Source organism: Arthrobacter mangrovi, from assembly GCF_026011795.1.
Taxonomy (GTDB): domain Bacteria; phylum Actinomycetota; class Actinomycetes; order Actinomycetales; family Micrococcaceae; genus Crystallibacter; species Crystallibacter mangrovi.
Genome location: NZ_BRVS01000018.1, coordinates 90,905 through 113,374 on the forward strand (window position 1 = coordinate 90,905; position 22,470 = coordinate 113,374).

General features: G+C 70.2%; 16 protein-coding genes. 6 read left to right on the forward strand and 10 right to left on the reverse strand.

Annotated elements, in window-relative coordinates; translation table 11 throughout:
* Window positions 1-3: 3 nt before the first annotated feature.
* The 4 genes from AHIS1636_RS14710 to AHIS1636_RS14725 are packed head-to-tail and all read right to left on the reverse strand — an operon-like array spanning window position 4 to window position 5,607.
* Complete coding sequence (locus AHIS1636_RS14710) at window positions 4-819, reverse strand: serine hydrolase domain-containing protein (protein ID WP_264796588.1); 816 nt, start codon at window positions 817-819, stop codon at window positions 4-6.
* Window positions 820-830: 11 nt separating this feature from the next.
* On the reverse strand, window positions 831-1,913 hold the full coding sequence (locus AHIS1636_RS14715) for an NAD-dependent epimerase/dehydratase family protein (protein WP_264796589.1): 1,083 nt from the start codon (window positions 1,911-1,913) through the stop codon (window positions 831-833).
* The gene (locus tag AHIS1636_RS14720; protein ID WP_264796590.1) at window positions 1,910-4,588 is read right to left on the reverse strand and encodes an alpha/beta fold hydrolase; all 2,679 of its coding nucleotides are present in this window, start codon (window positions 4,586-4,588) and stop codon (window positions 1,910-1,912) included. The genes AHIS1636_RS14715 and AHIS1636_RS14720 overlap by 4 nt, the downstream gene beginning before the upstream one ends.
* Entirely contained in the window at window positions 4,582-5,607 is a 1,026-nt protein-coding gene (locus tag AHIS1636_RS14725; RefSeq protein ID WP_264796591.1) for a 3-oxoacyl-ACP synthase III, read from the reverse strand. Before AHIS1636_RS14725 ends, AHIS1636_RS14720 begins: the two co-directional genes overlap by 7 nt.
* A gap of 240 nt (window positions 5,608-5,847) precedes the next feature.
* On the opposite strand from AHIS1636_RS14725, the gene smc reads away from it, so the two are divergent.
* Entirely contained in the window at window positions 5,848-9,504 is a 3,657-nt protein-coding gene (gene smc, locus AHIS1636_RS14730) for a chromosome segregation protein SMC (protein WP_264796592.1), read from the forward strand.
* A 64-nt stretch (window positions 9,505-9,568) separates the two neighbouring features.
* Here smc and AHIS1636_RS14735 read toward each other — a convergent pair whose 3' ends face one another.
* Together AHIS1636_RS14735 and AHIS1636_RS14740 are read right to left on the reverse strand one after the other, a co-directional pair.
* Window positions 9,569-10,300, reverse strand: a complete 732-nt coding sequence (locus AHIS1636_RS14735) for a glutamine amidotransferase (RefSeq protein ID WP_264796593.1) — start codon at window positions 10,298-10,300, stop codon at window positions 9,569-9,571.
* Between the two features lie 40 nt (window positions 10,301-10,340).
* Window positions 10,341-11,891, reverse strand: a complete 1,551-nt coding sequence (locus AHIS1636_RS14740; RefSeq protein WP_264796594.1) for a CYTH and CHAD domain-containing protein — start codon at window positions 11,889-11,891, stop codon at window positions 10,341-10,343.
* Between the two features lie 133 nt (window positions 11,892-12,024).
* Between AHIS1636_RS14740 and AHIS1636_RS14745 the strand changes: the two genes are divergently transcribed.
* Both AHIS1636_RS14745 and ftsY read left to right on the forward strand, forming a co-directional pair.
* Complete coding sequence (locus tag AHIS1636_RS14745; RefSeq protein ID WP_264796595.1) at window positions 12,025-12,252, forward strand: hypothetical protein; 228 nt, start codon at window positions 12,025-12,027, stop codon at window positions 12,250-12,252.
* Between the two features lie 212 nt (window positions 12,253-12,464).
* Window positions 12,465-13,667: a signal recognition particle-docking protein FtsY gene (gene ftsY, locus AHIS1636_RS14750; RefSeq protein WP_264796596.1), complete on the forward strand. Its 1,203-nt coding sequence runs from the start codon at window positions 12,465-12,467 to the stop codon at window positions 13,665-13,667.
* 115 nt (window positions 13,668-13,782) lie between these two features.
* On the opposite strand, the gene AHIS1636_RS14755 is transcribed toward ftsY, so the two are convergent.
* From AHIS1636_RS14755 to AHIS1636_RS14765, 3 genes are read right to left on the reverse strand one after another with little or no spacing between them, the layout of a single operon-like run.
* Entirely contained in the window at window positions 13,783-14,580 is a 798-nt protein-coding gene (locus tag AHIS1636_RS14755; protein WP_264796597.1) for a dioxygenase family protein, read from the reverse strand.
* 19 nt (window positions 14,581-14,599) lie between these two features.
* A complete protein-coding gene (locus AHIS1636_RS14760; protein WP_373875854.1) occupies window positions 14,600-15,961 on the reverse strand; it encodes a carboxylesterase family protein in 1,362 nt (453 codons plus the stop codon).
* A 55-nt stretch (window positions 15,962-16,016) separates the two neighbouring features.
* A complete protein-coding gene (locus tag AHIS1636_RS14765) occupies window positions 16,017-17,273 on the reverse strand; it encodes an MFS transporter (RefSeq protein ID WP_264796598.1) in 1,257 nt (418 codons plus the stop codon).
* Window positions 17,274-17,448: 175 nt separating this feature from the next.
* Between AHIS1636_RS14765 and AHIS1636_RS14770 the strand changes: the two genes are divergently transcribed.
* Both AHIS1636_RS14770 and AHIS1636_RS14775 read left to right on the forward strand, forming a co-directional pair.
* Window positions 17,449-18,753 carry an ammonium transporter gene (locus AHIS1636_RS14770; RefSeq protein WP_264796599.1) on the forward strand — a complete coding sequence of 435 codons (1,305 nt, stop codon included), beginning with the start codon at window positions 17,449-17,451 and terminating at the stop codon, window positions 18,751-18,753.
* Window positions 18,750-19,088: a P-II family nitrogen regulator gene (locus AHIS1636_RS14775; protein ID WP_262105056.1), complete on the forward strand. Its 339-nt coding sequence runs from the start codon at window positions 18,750-18,752 to the stop codon at window positions 19,086-19,088. The genes AHIS1636_RS14770 and AHIS1636_RS14775 overlap by 4 nt, the downstream gene beginning before the upstream one ends.
* Before the next feature lie 121 nt (window positions 19,089-19,209).
* Here the strand turns inward: AHIS1636_RS14775 and AHIS1636_RS14780 are convergent, their stop codons facing one another.
* A complete protein-coding gene (locus AHIS1636_RS14780; RefSeq protein WP_264796600.1) occupies window positions 19,210-20,661 on the reverse strand; it encodes a glucose-6-phosphate dehydrogenase in 1,452 nt (483 codons plus the stop codon).
* A gap of 172 nt (window positions 20,662-20,833) precedes the next feature.
* Here AHIS1636_RS14780 and ffh point away from each other — a divergent pair, with 172 nt between their 5' ends.
* A complete protein-coding gene (gene ffh / locus AHIS1636_RS14785; protein WP_264796601.1) occupies window positions 20,834-22,417 on the forward strand; it encodes a signal recognition particle protein in 1,584 nt (527 codons plus the stop codon).
* Window positions 22,418-22,470 lie beyond the last annotated feature (53 nt).

Sequence of the window (22,470 nt, forward strand, 5' to 3'; positions counted from 1 at the left end):
ACTTTAGCTGGCGAGGTCCGCGAGCAGCGCGTCGGTGTACGCCGGCCAGGCCTCGGCGGCCCACGGCCCGAAATCCCGGTCCGTCAGCACAACGCACGCAGCACCGGCTTCCGGGTCCACCCACAGGAAGGTCCCGGACTGGCCGAAGTGGCCGAACGTCGCGGGCGAGCTGGCCGAGCCGGTCCAGTGCGGATCCTTGGCGTTGCGGATCTCGAAACCGAGCCCCCAGTCGTTGTGCGGCTGGCGGCCGAAGCCGGGCAGGACGCCCGCGAGCCCCGGGAACACGACGGTGGTAGCCTCGGCGAGCGTCGCCGGGTCCAGCAGCTTCGGCTGCTGCAGCTCCGCCGCGAAAATCGACAGGTCCGCCACCGTCGACGTCGCACCGGCCGCGGGGGAGCCGTTGAGCTCCGTGGCGCCCATGCCCAGCGGCTGGAGGACTCCTTCGCTGAGGTATTCGGCGAACGGCATGCCGGCGGCCCGCTCGAGGGTCTCGCCGAGCACGTCGAAGCCGGCGTTCGAGTAGAGCCGGCGGCTGCCGGGGGCAAAACGGACGGTCCGGTCGCCGAAATCGTAGCCGCTGGAATGCGCCAACAGGTGCCGCACCGTCGACCCCTCCGGACCCGCCGGCTGGTCCAGCTCGAGCGCGCCCTCCTCGATGGCGACCAGGACGGCGTAGGCGCTGAGCAGCTTGGTCACCGACGCCAGCCGGTAGGGCCGGTGCTGGTGGCCGTGCGAATCCAGCACCTTGCCGTCCCTGCCCACAAGGGCCGTCGAGGCATTCGCCACCGGCCACTGGTCGATCTGCGTGACGCTGTCCATGCGTATCCTCCTCAGGCCGTCCGGCCGGGACGGCTGTAGTGTTCGGCAAGCCGGCGCAGGCCGTCGTCGATGCTGACGGCGGGGGACCAATCGAGCACCTCGCGGGTGCGGCGCTGGTCGAACCAATGCGATGTGGAAAGCTGCTCGGCCAGGAACCGCGTCATGGGCGGCTCGTCCCGGACCAGCCCGCGGCGGCCCGCAGCCAGCCAGACGTGCTCGAGCAGGGACCCCGCGCCGCGGGCGACCCGCCCGGGGACCCGCCAGGCCGGAGGCTTGACGCCGCCCGCCGTGCAGATGCCGGCCAGCAGCTCGCCGACCGTCCGCGGCTCCCCGTTGGTCACTACCAGGGCCTGTCCGTGCGCGTACTCCATCCGGTGCAGGGCGCGCACGATGGCATCGGCGGCGTTGTCGATGTACGTGGTGTCGATCAGGGCGGCGCCGTGGTCCAGCAGCGGCAGGCGGCCGGCCTTGGCGCGTTCGAGGACGCGTTCCACGAGCTGCGTGTCACCCGGGCCCCAGACGACGTGCGGTCGGATGGCCGCGACCCGGAACCCGGGGGCGTCGGCGCCGAGCGCGAGCAGCTCGGCGGAGGCCTTGGACCGGGCATAGAAGCCGCGGGCGCGTTCCGGGTCCGCCGCCCCCGCCCCGGCCCCGGCAATCGGCTCGCCGAAGTGGGCCACCGAGGGGGAGGAAACGAAGACCAGGTCCGCGGTGCCGGCGGCCCGGGCACAGTCCAGCAGGGTGCGGGTGCCCTCGATGTTCACCGCGGCGAACTCGTCCCACTCGCCGGTGAAGGAGACCTTGGCGGCCAGGTGGATCACCGCGTCCATGCCCTCGACGGCGCGGGCAACGGCGGCCGGATCGGCGAGCGAGCCGAGGACCTGCTCGGCCGCGGGACCGCCGCCCGTCCCGGCCATGCCGCCAGCTCCCGCAGTCCCCGCTGCGGGACCGGCTACATCGGCCGGCCGGCGCTGGAACGTGCGGACCCGGTGGCCCTGGTCCAGCAGCAAGCGGGCGACGGCGCCGCCGAGCATGCCGCTGGCGCCGGTGACCAGGACGCTGCGGCGGTCCGTCCCTTCCGCGCCGCCGCTCATGGCGCGGAGATCCTGCCGCCGGCCAGGGTGCGGGACGCCCACGCGGCCAGCTTCGCCCGGTCGATCTTCGAGTTGTGCCGGATGTCGGTGGGCAGTTCCGGCAGCATCAGCACGGCGGCGAGCTCCACGCCGGTGGCCCGCGCCACGGCGGCGCGCACCTGGCGCGTCAGCTCCTGCGGGGCCGGGCCGGGCCGACGGGTCCTGGGCACGGTTTCGAGCACGGCCGCGGGAACCTGGGCGCCCGCCGGACCCACGCCGACGACGGCGGCCAGCCGCACGCCGTCGTTGGTTTCCGCTGCCTGCTCCGCGGCGACCGGCGTGATGACGCCGCCGGACGCGGTAATGACGTGCGCGAGGCGGCCCTCGACCCAGAGCCGGCCGTCGCCATCGAGATGGCCGACGTCGCCTGTCCGGTGCCATCCGGGCACCGAGGCCGAGTGGGCCTGCGTGATCCACAGGCGGTCGTAGCGGTCCTTGACGTGCGGGGCGCTGACCAGGATCTCGCCGGTGGTTCCCGGTTCGGTGGTGGGCTCGTCCCCGGGCACGCCCAGCGCATCCAGCCTGGCGATCGCCACGCGGGCCCCGACCACCGGAGTGCCGACGCAGACGCCGTTGCCGGCACCGGCCGCGCGGATCCCGGGCAGGCTGATGTCGGTGACGGGCAGCGCCTCGGTCATCCCGTACGGCGTGTGCAGCGAGGCCGCCGGGACCAGGTGCTGCACCCGGGAGAGCAGCGGTTCCGGTATGGGAGCGCCGGCGGAGAGCAGCAGTTCCACCTTCTCCAGCGCGGCGCGGTGCTCCGGGCGCAGGCCGTCCGCGGTGGCCAGGACGTTGGCCAGGGCGGCGGGCGAGGCGAACACGGCGGTGGCCTGCACCGCAGCCGCCGCGTCCGCCAGTGCGGCCGCGGTCAGCGTCTTCGGCGCGGTGACGTCCATGGCCGGGGTGACGGAGGTCGCCCCCAGCGCCGGCCCGAGCAGTGCGAACGGCGCAAAGCCTGCGACCAGGGCGGTCCCGGCCTCCAGCTTGTAGGTGTCCTTGAGCGTGTCCCGCATCGCCGCCAGCCGCCGGTGCGTGTAGGCCACGCCCTTGGCCGGGCCGGTGGACCCGGAGGTGAAGAGGATGGCCGCGTCATCGTCCGGTGCCGGTGTTACCGCCGCGGCCGGGCCGCCATCGGAAGCTCCCGCGGCCAGCAGCTCGGACAGCGTGGCCCCGACCTTGTACAGCCGCCGCTTGGCCGGGGACAGCTCCGCGACGCTGATGCGGCGGCCGGGCCAGTTGAGCAGGCGGGCACCCGCCAGGGCCCGTTCGATGCCGACCAGGAAGGCCGGGCCTGCGCCCTTGATGGCCCGGCTGAGGCCGGCGGTGCCCAGGCCGGCGTCCGCCACGACCACGACGGCACCGACCCTGAGGCAGGCGTAGATGAGCGAGGTCAGCTCGATGCCCGGGGGGACCAGCAGGCTGATCCGGTCGCCCGGCCGGACGCCGTGGGCCCGCAGGCCCCCGGCGAGCAGGTCAACCTGCCCCGCCAGTTCGGACCATGAGAGGGTGCGCGGGCCCGCGTCCGGGGCGTGGAGCGGGGCCATGTCGACGACGGCGGGGGAGCCGTCCGCGCTGCGCTCGTCGAGTTCGGCGAGCATCGGGCGGTAGGGCTCCTCGGGGCCCGCTTCCGCCGCCGGCGTCGGGAGGCCGGCTCCGGTACTCCCGTCGGCGCGGCTGCCCGCCTTGGCCGCGGAGCGGGAGCGCGCGGGACCCACGGTGCCCTCGAGCCAGTCGAAGACCGGCGCCGCGATGTCCCGGTCCTCGGGCAGCAGGTGGCCGGCACCCTCGAAGCGGTGTACGGCGGCGTGCGGCATCCGCTGCAGCAGGTCGCGCAGGTAGCGGTCGGAGAACACCGGGTCCTTGGGACCCCACAGGATCAGCGCCGGGACGTCGAGCCCGCGGATGCCTTCAGATACTTCGGCCAGCGCGGGCCAGCTGGGTGCGGACGGATCGCCGGGGATATCGGCGACGAAATTGCCGACGCCCTGGCGGCGGGCGGCATTGAGATACGGAGCCATGAAGGCCCTCCGGACGCCCTTTTCCAAGGCGGGCTGCGCCAGGGCGTGGGTCACGCGCAGGAAGGCGGCCGACGTCGTCGTTCCCCACTGGTGGACGGCCGGATGCAGCGCGAGCTGGAGCGCCGCCGGCACCTCGAAGCCGCCTGGGTGCACGGCCGTGTTGGTCAGCACCACGGCGGCCAGCTGGTCGCGGTGCCTCAGCGCCCAACCGAGCGAGATGAGGCCGCCCCAGTCGTGGCCCACCGTGACCACCGGGCCCTCCAGTCCGAGCTCCGCGGTCAGGTCGCCCAGGTCCGTGATGCGGTCCGCGAGGCGCCGGAAGCGGCCGGTCCGCCGGGAGAAGCCCATGTCCAGCTGGTCGACGGCGATGACCCGCCACGGCTTGTCCAGCTTCCCGGCGGCGGCGAGCACGCTGCGCCAGAGGTACGACCAGGTCGGGTTGCCGTGCACGCACAGCAGCGTCCCCTCGGGGGTGATGCCGCGCTCGGCCAGCTCGGCGCCGTTGTCGAGCAGGTGCCACGCGTGGACGGTGCCGGCGGGATCCACCGCGGCGGTGGACGGGACGCGGACGCGGCGGGACCAGGCGGCCGGCACGCCGGGCCAGAGCTCTGCTACCACGCAATCTCCATCATCGTGGTGTTCAAGCCCGAACCGACGCCCATGCAGAGCACACGGTCGCCGGCGCGGAGGGTCTGGGCCTCCTGGGCGAGGGTCATCGGCAGCGAGGCGGGGCCGACGTTGCCCCACTTCGGGAAGGTGATCGGCACCCGCTCACGGGCCAGGTTGACCGCCTTGATAATGGCGTTGGTGTAGGAGGACGAGACCTGGTGCGTGACGTAGCGGTCCATCGACGTCCAGTCCCAGCCGTCTCCGTGGGCCTCATGCCAGGCGTTGAGCACCAGCTCAAGGCCGTTGTCGAGCAGGCCCTTGGTGTCGGTGAACATGCCGTCGTGGCCGCCGACGCACAGGCCGTGGTGCTCGGTGCCGGCGCGGGAAACACCGCCGAGGATGCGGTGTGATCCAGGGTGGCCTTCGGCGGGGCCGATGACGGCGGCCGCGGCGCCCGAGCCAAGGGTCAGCGTGGCGAATTCACGCAGATAGTCCTCGCGGGTCGAATCCGGGCTGTTCAGCCGGCGGAACGTGGTCTCCTGGGTGTACTGGGCGTCTTCCCCGGCGACGATGAGGGCGTAGTTGATCTGGCCGGAATCGATCATGTTGGCGGCGAGCGTGATGCCGTTGACGAAGCCGAGGCAGGCGTTCGCCAGGTCGAAGTTCATGGCCGACGACGGCAGGCCGAGCCCGTGGTGGATCTTGACCGCGACCGAAGGCTCGAGATTGCGGCGCGTCACGGAGGTGTTGATCAGCAGGCCGATCTGGCCGGGCTCGATGCCTGCTTCGGCCATGGCTTTGGCGCCGGCCTCGACCGCTCCGTCGTCGAAGGAAGTTCCCGGGGCCCACCACCGGCGTTCGCTGACCCCGGCAACGCGCTCGAGGAGCCGCTTCGAGAGCCGGAGCCGTTTGAGGCTGGGGGCCAGCCGCTCGTCGAACTCGGCCGAACTGACGGCTATTGGTGCCTCCACGCTCGAGACGGCCAGCAGCGCCGTGTTGTCATGTCGAAACGTCGCGTTTCCGCTCAATATCCAGCCTTTATTCGTGTGTCTGCCCGCCCCGCCGGTCGTAGCACCGATGAAGCTCCGAAACCTTAACTATGCACCCAAGGGACTCGTTCCCGCATATGCCTGCGCGGATATGGAAACGGCCTGTCCTCCACAGTGGCACTAAGGCAGGGCTTTGTGCGCAAAGCAGCCCAAGTTCCCGGGACTTCTGCGGAAACAAGATAGATTGTGTCAAGGAAAAAGTGCTGCGGGAGACACAATTTGCATCTGAAATCCCTGACTGTGCGCGGCTTCAAATCATTTGCGTCCGCAACGACGTTCGAATTCGAGCCCGGCGTCACAGCGGTAGTGGGCCCCAACGGCTCGGGCAAGTCCAACGTCGTCGACGCCCTGGCCTGGGTCATGGGCGAGCAGGGGGCGAAGACCCTGCGCGGCGGAAAAATGGAGGATGTCATCTTCGCCGGAACGGCGGGCCGGGCGCCGCTGGGCCGCGCGCAGGTGTCGCTGACCATTGACAACGCCGACGGCGCCCTGCCGATCGAGTATTCGGAAGTCACCATCTCGAGGACCCTGTTCCGTGCCGGCGGCTCCGAGTACGCCATCAACGGCAGCAACTGCCGGCTGCTGGACATCCAGGAGCTGCTCAGCGACTCGGGGCTGGGCCGGGAGATGCACGTCATCGTGGGGCAGGGCCAGCTGGACCGCATCCTGCACGCGACACCGGAGGACCGGCGCGGCTTCGTGGAGGAGGCCGCCGGCATTCTCAAGCACCGCCGGCGCAAGGAGAAGACGGTCCGGAAGCTGGAGGCCATGCAGGCCAACCTGACCAGGCTGACGGACCTTACCAGCGAGATCCGGCGCCAGCTGACTCCGTTGGGCAAGCAGGCCGCGGTGGCTCGCCGCGCACAGCAGGTCCAGTTCGAAGTCCGCGACGCACGGGCCCGGCTGCTGGCCGACGACCTGGTCCAGCTGACCGATGCCCTGGAGCAGGACGTCGCAGACGAGGCCGCGGCAAAGGCCCGGCAAGCCGAGGTGGAGCGCGCACTTGAGGCCAAGCGCCGGAGGCTGGCCGAACTGGAGCGGCTCGCCGCGGAGGCGACGCCGCGGGTCAACGCGGCCCGGGATGCCTGGTACCGGCTCTCCTCCACCCGCGAACGGTTCCGCTCGCTGGGCAACCTGGCCAACGAGCGGCGCCGGCTGCTGGGCCGGGAGGACGCCGGGCCTGAGCCGGGGCGGGACCCTGAGCATTTGGAGCAGCAGGCTGCCGCCGTCCGCGAGGAGCAGGCAGAACTTGAGTTCGAGCTCGAAGAGCGCCGGATGGCCCTCGATGATGCCGTGGAGGCCAGGGCCGGTGCCGAAGACGCGGCCGCCGCGGAGGAACGCCGGCTGACGGCGATCCTCCGCGCGGCGGCGGACCGGCGGGAGGGACTGGCCAAGCTTGCGGGCGCGGTCGGCGCGGCCCGCTCCCGCGTGGAGGCGGCGGAGGCAGAGCTCGGCCGGCTGCGGGCCTCGATCTCCGAGGGCGAGGAGCGGCGGCGCAAAGCCCAGGCCGAATTCAGCGCCCTCGAGTCGCAGGTGGCCGGTGCCGAGGCCGGCGAAGAGGGCCTGGACGCCGAGTATGAGGATGCCGCGGCGGTGGTGGACGGGCTCGACGCCGAACTGGAGGCATTGGCGGCCGAGGAGCGGGAGGCCGAGCGTGCCCGGGACGCGCTGGCCGCGCGCAAGGAGGCGCTGGAGGTTGGCCTCGAGCGCCGGGACGGCCGCTCGGCGCTGCTCGCCTCGGACGCCGCTGGCCTGCTCGCACCGCTGGCGGACCTGGTCACGGTGGAACCAGGCTACGAAGCCGCCGTGGCGGCTGCCCTGGGAGCCGCCTCGGAGGCCATCGCCGTGGCCGATCTTCCGGCCGCGATCCGCGCGGTGGGGCTGATGAAGGCACAGGACGCGGGCACCGTGGACCTGGTGGTCGCAGGCGGCCTGGTGGTCGCAGGCGGCGCGGCCGAGGCGCAGGATGCGAAGGATGCCAAGGGCACGGACGCGGCCGGCGTAGCGGGCGGAAAGCCGGCGTCCGCGGAAATGCCGGTGCCCCCGGGAGCGGTGCCGGCCGCCGGCCTGGTGCGGGCTAAAGCCGCGGTCGAGGAGGCGGTAGCATCGCTGCTGTCCGGCGCCGTAGTCGTCGAGGACCTGGAGGCGGCGTCGGCCGTACTGTCGGGGCGGCCGGACCTGACGGCCGTCACGCGGGCAGGGGACGTGTTCAGCGCGCACGCGGCACGCGGGGGATCATCCGGCGGCCCCAGCCTGCTGGAGGTGCAGGCCGCCGTGGAGGAAACGGGCCGGCAGCTGAAGGAAGCCGCGGCCAGGGCCGAGCGGGCCAAGTTCGCGATCGCCGCCGCCAAGGCCCGCCGCGCGGAGGCAGCAGTCCGGGCCGACACGGCGCTGGAACAGCTGCACGAATCGGACGCGCGCCTGGCGGCCGTGGCGGAGCGGCTCGGCCAGCTGGGCTCCGCACTGCGCTCCGCCACCGGGGAAAGCGACCGCCTGGCCCGGCTGGTGGAGGCCGCAGAGGCCAACATTGACGCCGAGCAGCAGAAGCTGGCAGAAGTCACCGAACGGCTCGGTGCGGCGCAGGAAGCACCCGCCGAAGAGGAACCGTCCACCGAACGCCGCGACGCGCTCGCCGCAGCTGCGGCCAGGGCCCGGCAGGCCGAGCTGGAGGCCCGGCTGGCCCTGCGGTCCGGGGAAGAGCAGCTGAGCGCCATGGGCAACCGTGCATCCTCCCTGGAGCGGGCGGCGGCCACGGAACGCCACGCGCGGGCGCAGGCGGCTGAGCGTGCCCGGAAGCGGCAGCTGCAGGCCGCCAAGGCCGCCTCGGTGGCCGCCGCGGTGGAACAGGTGCTGGCCTGGCTGGACGTGTCGGTCCAGGCGGCAGGGCTGGAACGCGATGCCGCGGAGGAGGTCCGCGCCGAATGGGAGAAGGAGCTGTCCGCCGTCCGTGGCGCCACCGATGCGCTCGCCGTGGAACTGCGCGACCTGACGGACTCCGTGCACAAGGATGAACTGGCCAGGGCGCAGCAGCGGCTCCGGATCGAGTCGCTGGAGAACCGCGCGGTCGAGGAACTCGGCATGACCGCCGACCACCTCGTGGAGGAGTACGGACCGCACCGGCCCGTGCCCGTCGCCGCCGCGGCTTCGACGGACAAATGGGCGGAGCTGCGGGCGGAGGTGGATGAGGACGGCAACCCGATCGTGCAAGGCGTGCCCTTCGTCCGCGCCGAACAGGAGAAGCGGCTGAAGAAGGCGGAGCGGGACCTGTCTGCGCTCGGCAAGGTCAATCCGCTGGCGCTGGAGGAGTTCGCGGCCCTGGAGGAACGCCACCAGTTCCTCAGCAGCCAGCTCGAAGACCTCAAGGCCAGCCGGAAGGACCTGCTGGACATTATCAAAGAGGTGGACGAACGGGTCCAGCAGGTCTTCACCGAGGCGTACGCCGACACCGCCGCCCAGTTCGAGCGCGTTTTCGGCCGGCTCTTTCCCGGCGGCGAGGGCCGCCTGGTGCTCACGGATCCGCAGGACATGCTCACCACCGGGATCGAGGTCGAGGCCCGCCCGGCCGGCAAGAAGATCAAGCGGCTTTCCCTGCTCTCCGGCGGCGAACGGTCGCTGACCGCCGTGGCCCTGCTGGTGGCGATCTTCAAGGCCCGGCCGTCGCCCTTCTACGTGATGGACGAGGTGGAAGCCGCGCTGGACGACACCAACCTCCAGCGGCTGATCACGATTTTCGAGGAGCTGCGCGAGTCGAGCCAGCTCATCGTCATTACCCACCAGAAACGCACCATGGAAGTGGCAGACGCCTTGTACGGAGTCACCATGCGCGGCGACGGCGTGTCCACGGTGATCTCGCAGCGGCTGGCGGCGCCGGCATGACTGCGCCGCCGGCACCCGGGCCGTGGTACGCCGTCGTCCTCGGTGCCAGGAGCCGTTGGCGGCGTCAGGAACCGTAGCGCAGGACAAAATTGCGCAGGATCAGCTGCGGCACATGCACGTGGTGGCCGCGGACGGAGGCGACGACCTCGTCTGCTTCGTCCGGCGGGAAGTAGCCGGCATGGCGGTAGACCGAGATGCGCGTGACCAGCCCGTCCTCGTCCAGCTCCGGGTGGAACTGGGTGGCGTAGACGTTGCTGCCCAATCGGAACATGTGCACCGGGCAGGCGGCGGTGCCGGCCAGCCGCACGGCGCCGGCGGGCAGGACGGAGCAGGCCTCTTTGTGGCCCGCGAACGCCTTGAACCGCTGCGGCACACCGGACAGCAGCGGATCCGCGCCCGCGCCGTCGGCGAGCTCCACGTCCACGGCGCTGATCGGCTCGCCGAACCGGCCGTCCACCTGGCCGCCGCGCAGCCGGCCCAGGGTGCCGATGCCGTAGCAGGCACCGAGGAAGGGAAAGTCGGCGGCGGCCACACGCTCGACCAGCTCCATCAGCTCCGCTTCGACGCGCAGCTGCACCCCCGACTTGCTCTCCGGTGGGTCGCTCGCGGTGAACGGGCTGCCGCCCAGGATGATGCCGCTGTAGCGGTCGAGGTCGACGGCCGGCAGCGGGCCGGCCTCGAGCCGGACGCGGTGCAGCTGGCCGGGTTCGAGTGCCCCGAAGCGCAGGAACGCGGCGTACTCTTCGTCCGCCGCCTTGTCCTGGGCGCGGGTGGCCAGCAGCAGGAAGGGCTTCATGCCTCGATGCTACCCACCGGCCGGGACCACCCGCGGCCGGTTACCAGGACTTGGCCGGAAAATCCTTCCAGCGGCGCCAGAACTTCTTCTCCGACCGGGCGGCCCTCGCCTCCTCCAGCGCGTGCAGGCGGCCGTAGCTGAAGCCGTTTTCATGCTGCCCGAAGGCCTCTACGCCGGCTTTCCGCAGCAATTGGCGGGCGACGAAGCTGTCCTGGTGGTCGCCCAGGACCTGCTGGATGCGGTGGGCGCTGTCCTCGAGTTTGAGGGCCCGCTTGCCGCCCACGGGTGCCGCAGCCTCGCAGGCGTAGCGCAGCCTCTTGGCCGTCTTGCGGGCCTCGTGCAGCGTGGGATCGGCCGCCTCGGTGCCGCGTGCCCGCTTGGCCTCCTTCACGGCCCGGCGCACCCGCTTCAGGTCCCGCCGGACGGACTTCGCGATGACCTTCGTGGCCGGACCGTGAGCTTCCCCGGCCAGCGGCGGATCCGCGATGAACTCGTCCAGGCTGTCCAGCAGGCGGAAATAGCGCTTCTGCTCCAGTGCCTTGAGTACCTTGTCGTGGGCCGACTTGTACGCCGTGGCCAGGTCGACGTCGAGCCGCCGGGCGACCGGACCGAGCACGAGGTCCGGCGGTTCTTCGCCGACCATCCTTCCCAGCCGCTCATGCATGACCTCGGCATCACGGGCTTCGCCGAGCAGCCCGGCCAGCAGCTTGAGCTCCTCCCGCAGCGCGGCTGTCCGATCGGCGTCGAAGAGCCTGCGGTGCGTGGCGAGCGAGGAGCGCAGCCGGCGGGTGGCCACGCGCATCTGGTGGATCGCGTCCGGGGCATCCTGCCGCACCAGCGGGTCCTGCTCCTTCAGTGCCGTGGCCTGGGCCCGCAGGTAGGCCATTACGACGTCGGCGGCTGTTTCCTTCCGCTGTGCCGCGGGAGTACTCGGCTCCGGGGGCGGGAGCTGCCGCCCCAAGGCCCTGGCGAGCTTCGAAGCGTGTGCGGAGGGCTCCGCGCCGGCGGCACGGAACAGCTCCTCGGCGGCGTCGAGCAGGTCCGGCCGGCCGTCGGCCAGCTCAATCTCCCACTCCCGCCACCGTGAGACGGAACCCGAGGCTGGCCCCTCGGGCCCGTCCGCTTGCGGCAGGGCCGTGGCCTCGACCTGGTCATCGGCGACCTCGGCGAGGATGCCGTCCGCGCCCCGCAGCCGGTGCACCACGCGCCGGGTCCGCAGCCGGGCGATCGCGGCCAGCGGGCGGTCGCGGACGTGCGCGCGTACCAAGCGCAGCAGCGGCAGCGGGACCTTCTCCCGGTCTTTGCCGAGCGGCTCGCGCAGTTCGCGCCGCGCGTCCATGCCGGCCGGCAGCTTCAGGTGCCAGCCCTCGTCCTCGCCGCCGGTCCTGCGGCGGAGGGTGATCCGGTGGGCCGCCAGCGTCAGGTCCTCGGTGTCGAAGTAGGTTGCCTCCAGCTGGTGCTCGACCGGCTGGTCCACGGACAGCACTCCGGGCAGATCCTGCAGCGGCGGAAGGGACAAGGATTCGTCGACGTCGTATTTCCGTTCGACCTCGACCGTTTCCTGCACGGTGTCGGTATCGGCAGTCGTCACGTCAGGACTCCGTTCCCTAGTGGATTTGGCCGCAAGCCCGGAGAATGGCCGGGAAAGTTAACACGGGGTTCATATCCGCGCAGTATCTTGAATCATCTCGGGTCGAAGCGGGCCAACCAATGGAGGGACGGCTATGGAAGCTGCACGCATCGAACAGTGGTGGGGCCGGCTGGATCCGGGCACCCAGCAGTGGCTTATGGACAATCCGGGCACCGTCATCCTGCCCCGCACGGTGGCTAACGCCATCAGGGCGTCGGTCGGCGACGCGCCCGACCAGGACCATTTCGAGGTATCCGACGCGGCCCGGTCCTTCATCCGGACCAAGGCGGCGGAACGCCGCGCCGGGCAGAGCGCAAACTGAGGGGGCGGGGGCGGCTCCCGCCGGGGGACCGGTTCTCCGGCCGCTGAAGGCCATGCGACGCTCCGAAGGATGAGGCTGTGGTGCCTTCCGTCACATTGTAGCCGGGGGCCGTGAACAGGGCGTGAATAATCGCCCGGTCCTCTGCCGGGGCTCGCGGGCGGGAGCCGGGGCTGCAGGTCCGCGGCCCGGGCCCCTGTGAGAAGCTAGGGTCTGTGAACGACGTAACCCTCATCATTCTGTACGCTGTCATCGCTATAGCCGTCGTCGGAACTGTTGCCATTCTCCTGCTGAAGGGCCGCAAGACCCCGCCCGGCACCTACACCACCACGCGGGACGCCAACGACCAGGCTCCTGCCGCCGGACAGGCCGGAACGGACGTGCTGGAGGCGCCGCCCGAGCGCCCCGTGCCATCCGCGGAGGAGCCGGGCGCGACGGACGTCGAAGTCGCCGACGACCTGGCCGGCCTGGAAACCGTTGCCGTCGAGACCCCCGCCCCGGTCCAGGGACGGCTGGCCCGGCTCCGCGCCCGCCTCGTCAAATCGAACAACGCACTGGGCAAGGGCCTGCTCGCGCTGCTCTCGCGCGACAACATCGACGAGGACGTCTGGGACGAGATCGAGGAAACGCTGCTGATGGCCGACCTCGGTACCGAGCCGACCATGGAACTGGTCGACGCGCTGCGCGAGCGGGTCAAGGTCGAGGGCAGCCGCGACCCGGAGCACGTGAAAGCGATGCTGCGCGAGGAGCTGGTCAAGCTCGTCGACCCGGGCATGGACCGCTCTCTTGCCGTCGACCGCCACCCGGACCGCCCCGCCGTCGTTATGGTGGTGGGCGTCAACGGCGTCGGAAAAACCACCACGGTGGGCAAGCTCGCCCGCGTCCTGGTGGCCGAAGACAAGGACGTCCTGCTGGGCGCGGCGGACACGTTCCGGGCGGCCGCGGCGGAGCAGCTGGCCACATGGGGCCAGCGGGTGGGCGTGCCCACGGTGAAGTCCGACGTCGACGGGGCCGATCCCGCGTCCGTCGCCTTCGAAGCCGTGAAGGCGGGCATCGACCAGGAAGTGGACGTCGTTATGGTCGACACCGCCGGGCGCCTGCAGAACAAGGTCGGCCTGATGGACGAGCTGGGCAAGGTCAAGCGCGTCATCGAGAAGCAGGCAACCGTCGACGAGGTGCTGCTGGTCCTCGATGCGACGACCGGCCAGAACGGGCTGAACCAGGCGAAGGTGTTTTCCGAGGTCGTCAACATCACCGGCATCGTGCTGACCAAGCTGGACGGCACGGCCAAGGGTGGGATCGTCGTGGCAATCCAGCGCAGCCTCGGCGTGCCGGTGAAACTCATCGGCCTCGGCGAAGGGGCGGACGATCTGGCCCCGTTCGAAGCCGATGGCTTCGTCGATGCGCTGCTGAACTAGCTGCCGCTGCACGCGGCCGCGGCCGCGTGCACGCGAAGGCGCCTCCTGCGAACCGCAGGAGGCGCCTTTTTCGTGCGCGTCCGGAGGCCGGTCCGGCACGGTCCGAAGGCTGGCCCTAGGTCAGCGTCCAGGAGCGCTTGGAGAGGCCGAACCAGAAACCGTCGATCGCCGTCTTGGCTTCGATGCCGCTGGAGGCGTAGGCGGCTCCGAGGGCAACGTACAACGGCGCCCAGTGCTCCGAGCGCGGATGGGCCTCCCGGGCGGCCGGCGCTTTATGCAGGAAGTCGAGGATCGAATCGACATCGCCGCGGGCCATGGCCTCCTCGGCCCAGTGGTCGAACTCGCTCGAGGCCGCGGGCGGGGTTGTGTCCGGGCCGGCCGCGGGGTTGAACCAGCGCAGGTTGTGGGTGGTGAAGCCGGAGCCCACAATCAGCGTGCCGCGCTCGCGGAGCGGGGCGAGGGACTTTCCGAGTTCGAACAGGCCCTGCGGATCCAGCGTCGGCATGGACATTTGCACCACCGGAACGTCCGCGTCCGGGAACATCTCCACCAGCGGAACGTAGGCTCCGTGGTCGAGGCCGCGGGACTCGTCGCGTTCCACGTGATGGCCGTGCACGGAAACCAGGCGGTCCACCTCGGAAGCCAGTTCCGGGGCCAGCGGGGCGTCGTAGGTGACGTCGTAGTACTTCTGCGGGAAGCCCCAGAAGTCGTAGACGAGGTCCGTCTTCCGCTCGGTGGCGCTCAGGGTGACGGGGGCATTCTCCCAGTGGGCGGACACCATCAGGATGTCCTTCGGCTTGTCGAAGCCGGCGGACCAGTCCGCCAGCTGCCGCGTCCAGGTTGCATCGTCTGCCAGCGGGGGAGCTCCGTGGCTGAGGAAGAGGACAGGAGGGAGGGCAGCGGTTTCAGTCATGGTTCCAGTGTAGGGGTTTTTATTGAAGTTTCAAGTGTTCGGCCGGGCGCTTGATCCGGCGATGGCTCAGGAGTCCCGGAATGCAGCCCTTGTCCTGCAGCGGAACCCCGCGGGCGAAATCGGCCCACAACCGCCGCAGCCGCCGGCCCTGTCCGTCGACGGTCTCCCACGAGGCCCCGGCCAGCAACCGTGACGCGGCCCAGGCCTGCCTTGTCCCCAGAAGCAGTGGCAGGTCGATCGTGTGGGCGGAGCCGTACGGATTGCCGGGGACGGCCCAGGAGAGCACATACCTGTGGGCAGTACCGCCGGCACGCGCGTGCCGCCCGGCGAACCGCCGGATGGCCCGTGAGTAGACCGCCGCCGTCAGAGTCTTGACGACGGCGCGGCGGACCAGCGGGCCGAGCAGCGGCACCTGGATGGCTCGCTGCAGGGCAGGCACTGTGGGCAGGTACAGCCGTGCCTCCTCGGCGGTGTGGCCGATGAGGATGTCGATCTGCGGTGCTGCGCCGTCCCACGCCGCGTCGATCCCGTGCTCCGCGGGCAGGGGATGATGTCCGTACTGGGTCCCGAACGCCATCTGCCCCATGAGCCCGAATGAGGCGGCACGCCGCTGGACTTCGGCCTGCAGGGCGAGGACCTCGGCAGCGGACATGTCCGCGGTGGCTGCCTCCGCTGCCCGGGCCATGGCGGTCTGCATCCCGCGACGGTCTCGGGAGAGGCCAAGCGGCGGGCTTTGGAGTATGGCCCTGCGAAACAACGATTCTGCTCCCGGGGCCGCCATGAGATGGGCCACGGCGTCGCCGCCGGAGGACTGGCCGAAGAGCGTGACGTGGTCCGGGTCGCCGCCGAAGGCCCGGATGTTGCGCTGCACCCAGCGCAAGGCCTCGAGCTGGTCCAGCAGTCCAAGGTTGGCCGGCCGGGTGCGTCCCGAGCCCAGGAAGCCAAAGAGGCCCAGCCGGTACGTCACCGCCACCACGATGACGCGCTGTTCGGCGACCAGCCGGGCCGGGTCCATGATCGGGGCGTCGCCCGCCCCGCTGGTGTAGGAACCGCCGTGGATCCAGACCATGACCGGAAGTTGCTCGCCGGTTCGTACCTGCCGCGGCAGCGTGATGGACAGCCGCTGGCAATGCTCGTCCCGGGGCATCCCCGCCAGCGCGTCGCCGAGGACTTCGGCGAGGAAGCGTGAGCGGGCCTGGGGGCAGGCTGGCGACGGTTCCGTCGCCGCAAACGGCTCTGTCCAATCCCGTGCCGGGACCGGGGCGGCGAAACGGTCTGCGGCCGCGTAGGGAATGCCTGTGGCCCGGACGACGGCGCCGTCGTCCCAAGCGTGTATAGGACCGCAGGGCGGCGCGAAGGCCAGCGTGGCGGACTCCATCATTGCCTTCTTCTGCCGGCATCCGGATGCGGTGACGGGCGTGCGTGCATGGAAACGGTCAGGACTTCGGCGGGGCGGGCCGGGCAAGGGTCTCGCGGCCGAACAGTAACCACAGCAGCGCGGCGGCCACGGCGACGGCTCCGGTGGCGGCGAAAGCCCAGTCGTAGCCGAGGCGGTCCGCCAGGGCGCCGGCCAGCACGGGGCCGATGATGGCGCCGCCGTCCGTGGCCATTTGGAAGACCGCCAGCACTTTGCCGCCGCTGCGGTCGTTGCCAATGATGTCGGCGACAGCTGCCTGCTGGGCCGGACCGAGGAGACCTGATCCGAAACCCGCCGTGACGGAGGCGGCCACGAAGAGCGGGACGGACTCGGTGAAGCCAATGGCGGCGATGGACAAACCGACGATGACCAGGCCGGCGATCACGAGCGGCCGCCGCCCGGCGGAATCGGAGAGCCTGCCGGAAAAAGTCAGGGCCAGCGCGTTGCCCACGGCGAAGACCGCGAGCGCAAGGCCGGCCGTCTCCGGTCCGGCTCCCAGCACCGCCGCGGCGAAAATGGGAATCAGTGCCATTCGGACGCCGAAGGTCGCCCAGCCGTTCGCGAACGCGGAAACGATCGCCGCCCGGTAGCCGGGATCGGCCAATGCCTCGCGGACGGCCATCGGCTCGGGAACGGGGATGTCCTCGCCGGTTCCTGCCGGTGGCTTCTTCAGCAGCACGGCGACCACTGCCGCGGCAACGACCAGCGCGACGGCATAGACGATGAAAGGCATCCGCAGCCCGAACCCTGCCAGCAGGCCGCCGGCGACCGGGCCGAGGATGCCGCCCAGCAGGAATGTCGACGCGTAGGCGCCGGACACCCTGCCGCGGCTGTTCGGCGGGGCCAGCCTGATGATGAGGGCGGTTGCGGAGACCGTGAACATAGTGGAGCCGGCGCCGCCAAGGCCGCGGAACAGCAGCAGTTGCCAGTAGTCCTGTGCGAGGGCGCAGGCACCGGTGGAGACCGCAACGATCAGCAGGCCAATCAGGTAGACCCGGCGCTCGCCCCACTTGCCGACGAGGACACCGCCGACGGGGGCGAAGACGAGGCGCATGAACGCGAAGACGCTGACGATAATGCTGGCGGCTGCCACGCCGACGTCGAAACTCGCAGCGAACTGCGGCAGGACCGGCGCGACGATGCCGTAGCCAAGGGCGATAACGAAGGCGGCGGCGATCAGGACCTTGATGTCCCTCGGCAGCGGGGCAGGGGACACTTCGTCGCGAACGTCTCGAGGCGCGCCCGGAACGGACACCAACCGGCGGAAGAGGGGCATGGAACAACCCTAGCCGGGTCTGAAACACGCCTGAAACACGCAGGACAAGCGGGTTTTACCTGCGCGCATTCCTTGTAACTTTTCCGCAATGAGGCCACTCATCGGAGGAAACACGGTCCCGGCAATCTTGATGCAGATGCGGGAACTGCCCGCCCAAGGACGAGAGGACGTGAAAATGGATCTGTCAGCAGGTCACGTCTGGGTAATGATCTCGGCAGCACTTGTGCTGCTCATGACGCCAGGCCTGGCATTCTTCTACGGCGGCATGACCCGTGCCAAGGCCGCCCTGAACATGATGATGATGAGCTTCATTTCCATCGGCCTGGTTGCCGTGGTGTGGGTGCTGTGGGGCTACTCCATGAGCGGCGGCGACGGGGTGGCGCAGCTGTTCGGCAACCCGTTCGCTTCCTTCGGCATGGAAGGCCTGCTGAACACCGAGGACCTGATCGGCGCCGGCTACGGCGCCACCTTCGCGATCATCACGGTAGCGCTCATCTCCGGCGCCATCGCCGATCGCGCCAGGTTCAGTTCATGGGCACTCTTCGTCCCGATCTGGGTCACCTTGGTCTACTGCCCGCTGGCCTTCATGGTCTGGGGCGGCGGCCTGCTCAGCGCGGAGGGCGCCATCGGTTCCTGGGCCGGGGAGGCTATCGACTTCGCCGGCGGCACCGTGGTCCATATCAACGCCGGTATGGCCGGGCTGATCCTCGCCCTGATCCTCGGCAAGCGCAAGGGCTTCGGCAAGGACCCGGCCCAGCGTCCGCACAACATCCCCTTCGTCATGCTGGGCGCGGCACTCCTATGGTTCGGCTGGTTCGGTTTCAACGGCGGAGCGGCATCGTCGGCTGAGGAAGCGGGCCTCATCTGGGTCAACACCATGGCGGCCCCGGCCGCGGCAATGCTCGGCTGGCTGGTGACCGAACGCATCCGCGACGGCCGTCCGACCTCGCTTGGGGCAGCGTCCGGGGTCGTGGCCGGACTCGTAGCCATCACGCCGGCCTGCGCGAACGTATCGCCGGTGGGAGCGATTGGCCTCGGCGTGGTAGCGGGCGTCCTCGCGGCTCTCGCCGTCGGCCTGAAGTACAAGCTCGGTTATGACGACTCCCTCGACGTGGTCGGCGTCCACCTGGTCGCAGGTATCGTCGGCACCCTCGCCCTGGGCTTCATCGCACTGCCGGCCGAAGGCGCCGGCGGCGGCCTCTTCTACGGAGGCGGCTTCGCCCAACTGCTGGCACAGGTCGTCGCTGCAGTCGTCTCGGTTGCCTACTGCGCCATCCTGACCGTCATCATCGGCCTGGCCGTCCACAAGACGGTGGGCTTCCGGGTCAGCGAGGAAGAAGAAGTCACGGGCGTGGACCTGACCCAGCACGCGGAAAGCGCCTACGAGTTCGGCGGCCTGGGCACCGGAGGCACGTTCGTCCCGCATCCGGCCACCGACCGCAGCGCCCACGAAGGTTCCAAGGAAGAGGTAACGGCATGAAACTGGTCACCGCCATCATCCGCCCGGAAAAGCTCGAAGATGTCCGAGGCAGCCTGGAGAGCTACGGCGTCCAGGGACTGACGGTCAGCCAGGCCAGCGGATACGGCCGGCAGCGCGGACACACGGAGGTCTACCGCGGCGCCGAGTACACCGTCGACCTGCTGAAGAAGCTGCGGATCGAGGTCCTGGTCGCCGACGAATGGGCCAACGACATCGTCGACGTCCTCGTCGCCACCGCGAACACGGGCCGAGCCGGCGACGGCAAGGTGTGGCTGATCAACGTAGAGGAAGCCGTGCGGGTCCGCACCGGCGAACGGGGAGAAGCCGCCATCTGAGCCATCCCGGCGCAACGGCGGTGAAGCCGTAAGCAGGAAGGCCGCCCCGGGGCGCAGCACGAATTATCGTGGCTGTCGCTCCCGGAGGCGGCCTTCCCCAAGCCCGGGCCAGGCTCCCATGTCATCTCCGGGGCAGGACGCTGTCGGGACGGGAGGTTTCCCAGCCTTCCGGGCCGCGGCTGCCGGCGCGGTACTCCTCGAGCGGCACCTCGCCGGCGGCCCAGGCCTTGAGGACGGGTTCGACGATCCGCCAGCAGTCTTCCGCGATGTCGCCGCGGACAGACAGCAGGGGGTCTCCGCGCAGGACGCCCTCGAGGACTTCGCCGTAGGGGAGCAGGTCGGGGGCGTGCATGGCGGCCTCCAGCGCCACCCGGTCGAGGGTGAAGATGTCGCCCGGGGCGTTGACGTCGATTTCCAGCTGCAGCGTTTCGGGTCCGAAGCCGATCCGCAGCCGGGTCGGAGCGTCCACCCCTTTGAATCCCGCCGGAACCTGCACCGGCTTGAAGGTCACGATGGCCTCCTTCTGCTGCCTGCCCAGGGCCTTTCCCGAGCGCAGGATGAAGGGCACGCCGGCCCAGCGGAAGTTATTGACGGAGACTTCGATTTCCGCCAGTGTTTCCGTCTCGTGCGCCGGGTCGACGCCGGCTTCGGCGGCATAGTCGGGGATGTCGCGCCCGTCGATCTGCCCGGCGGTGTAGCGGGCCCGCCGCGTGCTCCTGGCGTAGTCGGGATTGACGGAACTCGCCCGCAGGACGCTGCCGATATGGTCCCGGAGATCCCGTTCGGTCAGCGAGGCCGGCGCGTTGATCGCCATCAGCGCCATGATCTGCAGCAAGTGGCTCTGGATCATGTCGCGCAGTGCGCCGGCCTTGTCGTAGTAGCGGGCGCGCCCCTCCAGCGCCAGCGATTCGTCGTAGAAGATCTCCACCTTCTCGACGTGCAGGTTGTTCATCAGCGGTTCGAGGAGCCGATTGGCGAACCGCAGGCCGAGGATGTTGAAGACGGTGGCCTTGCCGAGGAAGTGGTCGACCCGGTGGATCCGGTCTTCCGGAACCAGCGAGAGCAGCGTGCGGTTAAGCGAGGCCGCGGATTCCCGGCTGGTACCGAACGGCTTCTCCAGCACCAGGCGGGTTCCCTCGGGCAGGTCCTGCGGCTCCAGCAGTTCGCAGGCCTTCTGGCTTACGGCGGGCGGCAGCGCAAAGAAGACCGCCACCGGGGCCTCGACGGAGGCAATCAGGCGTGCGAGGGTCCCCTCGGCCGTGACGTCGACCACATGGTATTCCGTCCGCTCCTGGATGGAGCGCAGGTCCTGCCTGCCGGCGTCGTTGGCCTTCCCCGCACAGTCGGTGAACGCCGTTCCGACGCGGTCCCGCCATCTGGCTGTGTCCCAATCGTCCGCGCCGGCGCCGACGAGTTCTAGCCCGTGCGTCCTCCCTTGGGCTATCAGCTTGCCTAGTCCGGGCAGCAGCAGCCGCCCCGTCAGGTCGCCTGAGGCGCCGAGGATCAGGAGCGTCCGCACCGGCTCCGGGGCGGAATTGGGGTTGGTGGCCGGGGTGGTCGCGGGGTTCGTCACATTCACACCTTGCCACCGGAGCGGTGAACTGTCGCCTGCTTGGCCGGATTTCGGATCCGCCATCGGGGCGTCCCGGACCAACCTCAAGTCCATACTTGGTACGCTGGAAAAGCTGTACTCCGGCCATGCCTGCCGGATCTGACCGAAGATCGACGAAAGAAGTGCACGGCACGTGTTCAATTCACTCTCTGACCGGTTGGCCTCAACCTTCAAGAATCTGCGCGGCAAGGGACGCCTGTCCGAAGCCGACGTCGACGCCACCGTCCGCGAGATCCGCCGCGCCCTCCTCGATGCCGACGTCGCCGTCCCCGTGGTGCGTGAGTTCGCCGCCCATGTGAAGGAACGGGCGCTGGGCGAGGAAGTCTCCGCCGCGCTCAATCCCGGCCAGCAGGTCGTCAAGATCGTCAATGACGAGCTGGTGCGCATCCTCGGCGGCGAGACCCGGCGCATCCGGCTGGCCAAGAACCCGCCGACCGTGATCATGCTTGCCGGCCTGCAGGGTGCCGGCAAGACCACCCTCGGCGGCAAGCTGGCCAAGTGGCTCAAGGGCCAGGGCCACAGCCCCATCCTCGTTGCCGCGGACCTCCAGCGGCCCAACGCCGTCACGCAGCTCCAGGTCAACGGCCAGCGCGCCGGCGTCCCGGTGTTCGCCCCGCACCCGGGCGTGCAGTCCGAGTTCGAGGCACCCACCGGCGATCCCGTGGCCGTAGCCCGCGACGGCGTGGCGGAAGCCCGTGCGAAGCTGCACGATGTGGTGATCGTGGACACCGCCGGACGGCTGGGCATCGACACCGAAATGATGCAGCAGGCGGCGGACATCCGCGCCGCCATCAACCCGGACGAAGTCCTCTTCGTCATCGACGCCATGATCGGCCAGGACGCGGTCAACACGGCGCAGGCCTTCAACGAGGGCGTCGACTTCACCGGCGTGGTGCTCTCCAAGCTGGACGGCGACGCCAGGGGCGGTGCCGCGCTGTCGGTGGCTTCCGTCACCGGCAAGCCCGTGATGTTCGCGTCGACCGGCGAGAACCTGGACGACTTCGAGATCTTCCACCCGGACCGCATGGCCAACCGGATCCTGGACATGGGCGACATCCTGTCCCTGATCGAGCAGGCGGAAAAATCCTGGGACAAGGGCGAAGCCGAACGGATGGCGAAGAAGTTCGTCGACCAGGAGGACTTCACGCTCGAGGACTTCCTCGCGCAGATGCAGCAGATCCGCAAAATGGGCTCGATGAAGAAGATGCTCATGATGATGCCCGGTGCCGCCGGCATGCGGCAGCAGCTGGAGAACTTCGACGAGCGGGAGATTGACCGGGTCGAGGCCATCGTGCGCTCGATGACGCCGCACGAACGCCTGGCGCCCAAGATCATCAACGGCTCCCGGCGCGCCCGCATCGCACGCGGCTCCGGCGTCCACGTCTCGGAAGTCAACGGCCTGCTGGAGCGTTTCGGCCAGGCCCAGAAGATGATGAAGAAGATGGCCCAGGGCGGCGGCATCCCGGGCATGCCAGGCATGGCCGGCCCCGGCGGCTTCGGCGGGGCGCGCAAGGGCAAGCAGGTGGCCAAGGGCAAGAAGAAGGCCCGTTCGGGCAATCCGGCCAAGGCCGCCCAGGAGCTGCGCGAGGCCGAGGAACGCCGTGCGGGCGCCCGGAACGCGCTGCCCACCGGGGCCGCGTTCGGCCAGCAGCAGGAGGAGTTCGATCCTTCGGCACTGAACCTGCCGAAGGGTTTCGAGAAGTTCCTCGGTAAGTAGCTTTCAACGCAAGGTCCGGCGGCTTTGCCGGATCCTGCTGCACCGCGCCGTGG

What these genes read in the sequence shown, in the direction of transcription:
- AHIS1636_RS14755 (WP_264796597.1), bottom strand. Translation starts at nt 14,580, where the DNA reads ATGACTGAAACCGCTGCCCTCCCTCCTGTCCTCTTCCTCAGCCACGGA.
- AHIS1636_RS14775 (WP_262105056.1), top strand. Translation starts at nt 18,750, where the DNA reads ATGAAACTGGTCACCGCCATCATCCGCCCGGAAAAGCTCGAAGATGTC.
- AHIS1636_RS14760 (WP_373875854.1), bottom strand. Translation starts at nt 15,961, where the DNA reads ATGATGGAGTCCGCCACGCTGGCCTTCGCGCCGCCCTGCGGTCCTATA.
- AHIS1636_RS14745 (WP_264796595.1), top strand. Translation starts at nt 12,025, where the DNA reads ATGGAAGCTGCACGCATCGAACAGTGGTGGGGCCGGCTGGATCCGGGC.
- AHIS1636_RS14710 (WP_264796588.1), bottom strand. Translation starts at nt 819, where the DNA reads ATGGACAGCGTCACGCAGATCGACCAGTGGCCGGTGGCGAATGCCTCG.
- AHIS1636_RS14770 (WP_264796599.1), top strand. Translation starts at nt 17,449, where the DNA reads ATGGATCTGTCAGCAGGTCACGTCTGGGTAATGATCTCGGCAGCACTT.
- AHIS1636_RS14735 (WP_264796593.1), bottom strand. Translation starts at nt 10,300, where the DNA reads ATGAAGCCCTTCCTGCTGCTGGCCACCCGCGCCCAGGACAAGGCGGCG.
- AHIS1636_RS14765 (WP_264796598.1), bottom strand. Translation starts at nt 17,273, where the DNA reads ATGCCCCTCTTCCGCCGGTTGGTGTCCGTTCCGGGCGCGCCTCGAGAC.
- AHIS1636_RS14715 (WP_264796589.1), bottom strand. Translation starts at nt 1,913, where the DNA reads ATGAGCGGCGGCGCGGAAGGGACGGACCGCCGCAGCGTCCTGGTCACC.